General features: G+C 73.9%; 4 protein-coding genes. 1 reads left to right on the forward strand and 3 read right to left on the reverse strand.

Annotated elements, in window-relative coordinates; translation table 11 throughout:
- On the reverse strand, nt 1-145 hold a 145-nt coding region (locus tag RIF68_RS30200), incomplete at its 3' end, for an acyl-CoA dehydrogenase family protein (protein WP_309054456.1).
- Nucleotides 146-269: 124 nt separating this feature from the next.
- On the opposite strand from RIF68_RS30200, the gene RIF68_RS30205 reads away from it, so the two are divergent.
- The gene (locus RIF68_RS30205; protein ID WP_309054454.1) at nt 270-1,595 is read left to right on the forward strand and encodes a UDP-glucose/GDP-mannose dehydrogenase family protein; all 1,326 of its coding nucleotides are present in this window, start codon (nt 270-272) and stop codon (nt 1,593-1,595) included.
- A gap of 48 nt (nt 1,596-1,643) precedes the next feature.
- Here the strand turns inward: RIF68_RS30205 and RIF68_RS30210 are convergent, their stop codons facing one another.
- Nucleotides 1,644-2,552: a membrane dipeptidase gene (locus RIF68_RS30210; RefSeq protein ID WP_309054455.1), complete on the reverse strand. Its 909-nt coding sequence runs from the start codon at nt 2,550-2,552 to the stop codon at nt 1,644-1,646.
- 148 nt (nt 2,553-2,700) lie between these two features.
- Entirely contained in the window at nt 2,701-3,873 is a 1,173-nt protein-coding gene (locus tag RIF68_RS30215; protein WP_309054457.1) for a dipeptidase, read from the reverse strand.
- Nucleotides 3,874-3,916 lie beyond the last annotated feature (43 nt).

Below are 3,916 nucleotides of genomic sequence, written 5' to 3' on the forward strand. Positions count from 1 at the left end.
GGGCCTCCTTCGGGAACCGCCCCTCCTCGTCCACCGCAGCGGCGAACGGCGCGATCTTCGCCTCCGCCAGCGCACGCACCGACTCCCGGAGCATGTCGTGCTCCTCCGAAGGCCGATACAGGTCGAAATCAGCAGAACCCGCCACTGTGTCTCACTCCCGCGTTGCTAACTACCGTTAAGTAACCCAAAGGGTAGGGCGTTGCGGGGCACCGGGCCAGAGCCCGACTATGCTCGGGCAGGCATTCCGCCCGACGTCTCTGGAGTCCCGCATGACCCTGAAGATCACCGTCATCGGAACCGGCTACCTGGGCGCCACCCACGCCGCGGCCATGGCGGAGCTCGGCTTCGAGGTGCTCGGACTGGACGTCGTCCCGGAGAAGGTCGAGATGCTGGCCGCGGGCCGCGTCCCCCTGTACGAGCCCGGTCTGGAGGAACTCCTCGCCCGGCACGTCGCCGGGATCGAGGGCTCCAGCGGGCGGCTGCGCTTCACCACCTCCTGGGAGGAGGTCGGCGCCTTCGGCGACGTGCACTTCGTCTGTGTGAACACCCCGCAGAAGCACGGCGAGTACGCCTGCGACATGAGTCATGTCGACGCCGCCTTCGTCTCGCTCGCCGCCGTCGTCCGTGACGGCGCGCTCGTCGTCGGCAAGTCGACCGTGCCGGTCGGTTCGGCCGACCGGCTCGCCGCGCTGCTCCCCGAAGGGGTGGAGCTCGCCTGGAACCCCGAGTTCCTGCGGGAGGGCTTCGCCGTCCAGGACACCCTGCGTCCGGACCGGATCGTGGTCGGCGTGCGCGGCGAGCGGGCGGAGAAGACGCTGCGCGAGGTGTACGCGGTCCCCGTCGGCGAGGGCTCGCCGTTCGTGGTGACGGACTTCCCGACCGCCGAGCTGGTCAAGACGGCCGCCAACTCCTTCCTCGCCACCAAGATCTCCTTCATCAACGCGATGGCGGAGGTCTGCGAGGCGGCCGGCGGTGACGTCGTCAAGCTCGCCGAGGCCATCGGCCACGACGACCGGATCGGCGCCAAGTTCCTGCGCGCGGGCATCGGCTTCGGCGGCGGCTGTCTGCCGAAGGACATCCGGGCCTTCATGGCCCGCGCGGGCGAGCTGGGTGCCGACCAGGCCCTGACCTTCCTGCGCGAGATCGACTCGATCAACATGCGGCGGCGCGGCCAGATGGTCGAGATGGCCCGCGAGGCCCTGGGCGGCACCTCCTTCCTCGGCCGCCGGGTCGCCGTGCTCGGCGCGACCTTCAAGCCCGACTCGGACGACGTCCGCGACTCCCCCGCCCTCAACGTGGCCGGTCAGATACACCTCCAGGGCGGCCAGGTGACCGTGTACGACCCCAAGGGCATGGACAACGCCCGCAAGGTCTTCCCGACGCTCGGGTACGCGGACTCGGCCGTCGACGCGGTCCGTGGCGCGGACGTGGTGCTCCACCTGACGGAGTGGCGCGAGTTCCGCGAGCTGGACCCGGCGGAGCTGGCCTCCGTGGCCTCCTCGCGCGTGATCCTCGACGGGCGCAACGCCCTGGACGGGGAGCTGTGGCGGGCCGCCGGCTGGACGTACCGCGCGATGGGCCGCCCCCGGTCCTGAGAACCCTTTCGGCAGCGGTACGTCTCCCGTAAGGGCCCCCCGTAGGGGTCAGGCCGCCGCGCGCCGGGCGCGGCCGCCGCGGGCCAGGTACTCCGTCTCGCGCAGCGCCCGGGTGACGTTGGCGTGGGCCAGGCCCACCAGCTCGGGGGCGGACCAGCCCCTGCGGAGCAGCTCGGCGAAGAGCGGTACGTAGCCGAGGCCCGGGGACAGTGCGCGGGAGAGGCCCGCGCCGTGCGGGCCCGCCTGCGCCCGGACCCGGTCGAGCACGTCGGCGGTGGCCCGGGGGTCGCCGGTCACCGGCACCATGCAGACGGCGCCGTTGCCGCCGAGGAGGCGCAGGACGTCGTCCGGGAGGTCCTCCGGGGCGGCGCGGGTCAGCAGGACGGGGGCCCGGGTGGCGGCGAGGGCGCGGCGGACGGTGTCGGGGTCCGCACCCGAGAGGTCCACGGCCAGGCCGATGCGGTTCATCTCCCGTACCGCCTCGCGGGCGAAGCGGTCGAAGCGGGTGAGATTCACGGCCCGCACGCCGAGCGCGCGGTAGGCCCGGAGGGTGGCGGCGGAGCCGCCGAGGGCGGTCCAGCCGACCGGGCCGAGAACGGCGGCGACCCGGCCGCTGCGCCGGGCCCGCGTGATCTCGGCGGTGGTGCGGGCCAGGCACAGGCGAGCGGGACGGGCGGCCACGAGGGACCGGGCGGCGTCGATCCGGCGGAGGGTGCCGATGACGCCCTCGTCGGGGTCGACGAGCAGCGACCAGAACCGGGCGCCCACCTCCGCCGTACCGGCTGCCGGGAACTCCTCCGGGTCGGTGGACGGCGGCAGCTCGGCGTGGCCTTCGAGCACCGGGTGTGCGGCGAGGAGCGCGCGTGCCCATGCCGTCCGGCCCGTCTCCGCGGCCGTCGGCGGGCCCACCGCACCGGCGGGGGCGGACAGCGGGGAACGGTCGTCCAGATCGGCCATGGCACAACTCCGGGCTCGGTGACGCAGTACCGCCCCGCCGAAAGGGCGGGGCGGTACTGTCCAGCGTGCCACCGCTGCCCGCCGGGGGCCCGGCGGGCAGGGCCGTACGGGTGAGGCGGCCGGGCCGCGGCCGTACTCCCGCCCCCGCTCAGGCGCCGGTCGCCCCCGGGCCGTCCAGGACGTCGATGGTCGCGTTCGACGGGGCCGTACGGGCGGCGAGGTCGCGGGCGACGTCCTCGGCGTCGCGCAGGACGCGGACCGCGTTCGACCAGGTCAGCTTGGTCAGGTCCGCCCGGGACCAGCCGCGGTGCAGGAGCTCCGCGATCAGGTGGGGGTAGCCGGCGACGTCGTCGAGGCCGGCCGGGGTGAACGCGGTGCCGTCGAAGTCGCCGCCGATGCCGATGTGGTCGATGCCGGCGGCCTCGCGCATGTGGTCGAGGTGGTCGGCGACCGTGGCGACGGTGGCGACGGGACGCGGGTCCACCGCCTCGAAGGCCCGGTGGATCTCCATGGCCCGCGGGGTGGTGTCCAGGTGGTGCAGCCCGTGGGCCCGCAGGTTGGCGTCCGCGCGCTCGGTCCAGGCGACGGCGGCGGGCAGGATGAACTTCGGCACGAAGGTGGCCATCGCGACCCCGCCGTTGCCCGGCAGCCGCTCCAGGACGTCGTCCGGGATGTTGCGCGGGTGGTCGCAGACGGACCGGGCCGAGGAGTGCGAGAAGATCACCGGCGCGGCCGTGGTGTCCAGGGCGTCCCGCATGGTGGTGGCGGCGACGTGCGAGAGGTCCACGAGCACACCGGAGCGGTTCATCTCGCGGACGACCTCGCGGCCGAAGGCGGAGAGCCCGCCGACGCGCGGCTCGTCGGTCGCCGAGTCCGCCCAGTCGTTGTTGTCGTTGTGCGTGAGCGTCATGTAGCGGACGCCGAGGGCGTGCAGCGCGCGCAGGGTGGCGAGGGAGTTGTTGATCGAGTGGCCGCCCTCGGCGCCCTTGAGGGAGGCGATACGGCCCTGCTTCCGGGCCGCCTCCATGTCGTCCGCCGTCAGGGCGGGGGCCAGCTCCGTGCCGTACCGGGCGAGGAGCTGGTCGACGATGTCGATCTGCTCCAGGGTGGCGCTGACCGCGTGGTCGCCGGTGAGCCGGGACGGCACGTACACGGACCAGAACTGGGCGCCGACGCAGCCTGCTCGGAGGCGGGCCAGATCGGTGTGGAGCGTGCCGGTCTGGTCGGCGCCGATGTCCAGCTTGTCCAGGTCGTACCGCACGTGCTCGCGCAGCGCCCACGGCAGGTCGTTGTGGCCGTCGACGACGGGGGCGGAGGCCAGGAGCTCCCTGGCCTCCGCGAGCGGGAGAGCGGCGGGGAGGGCA

Source organism: Streptomyces sp., assembly GCF_031178505.1.
Classification (GTDB): Bacteria; Actinomycetota; Actinomycetes; order Streptomycetales; family Streptomycetaceae; genus Streptomyces; species Streptomyces gulbargensis.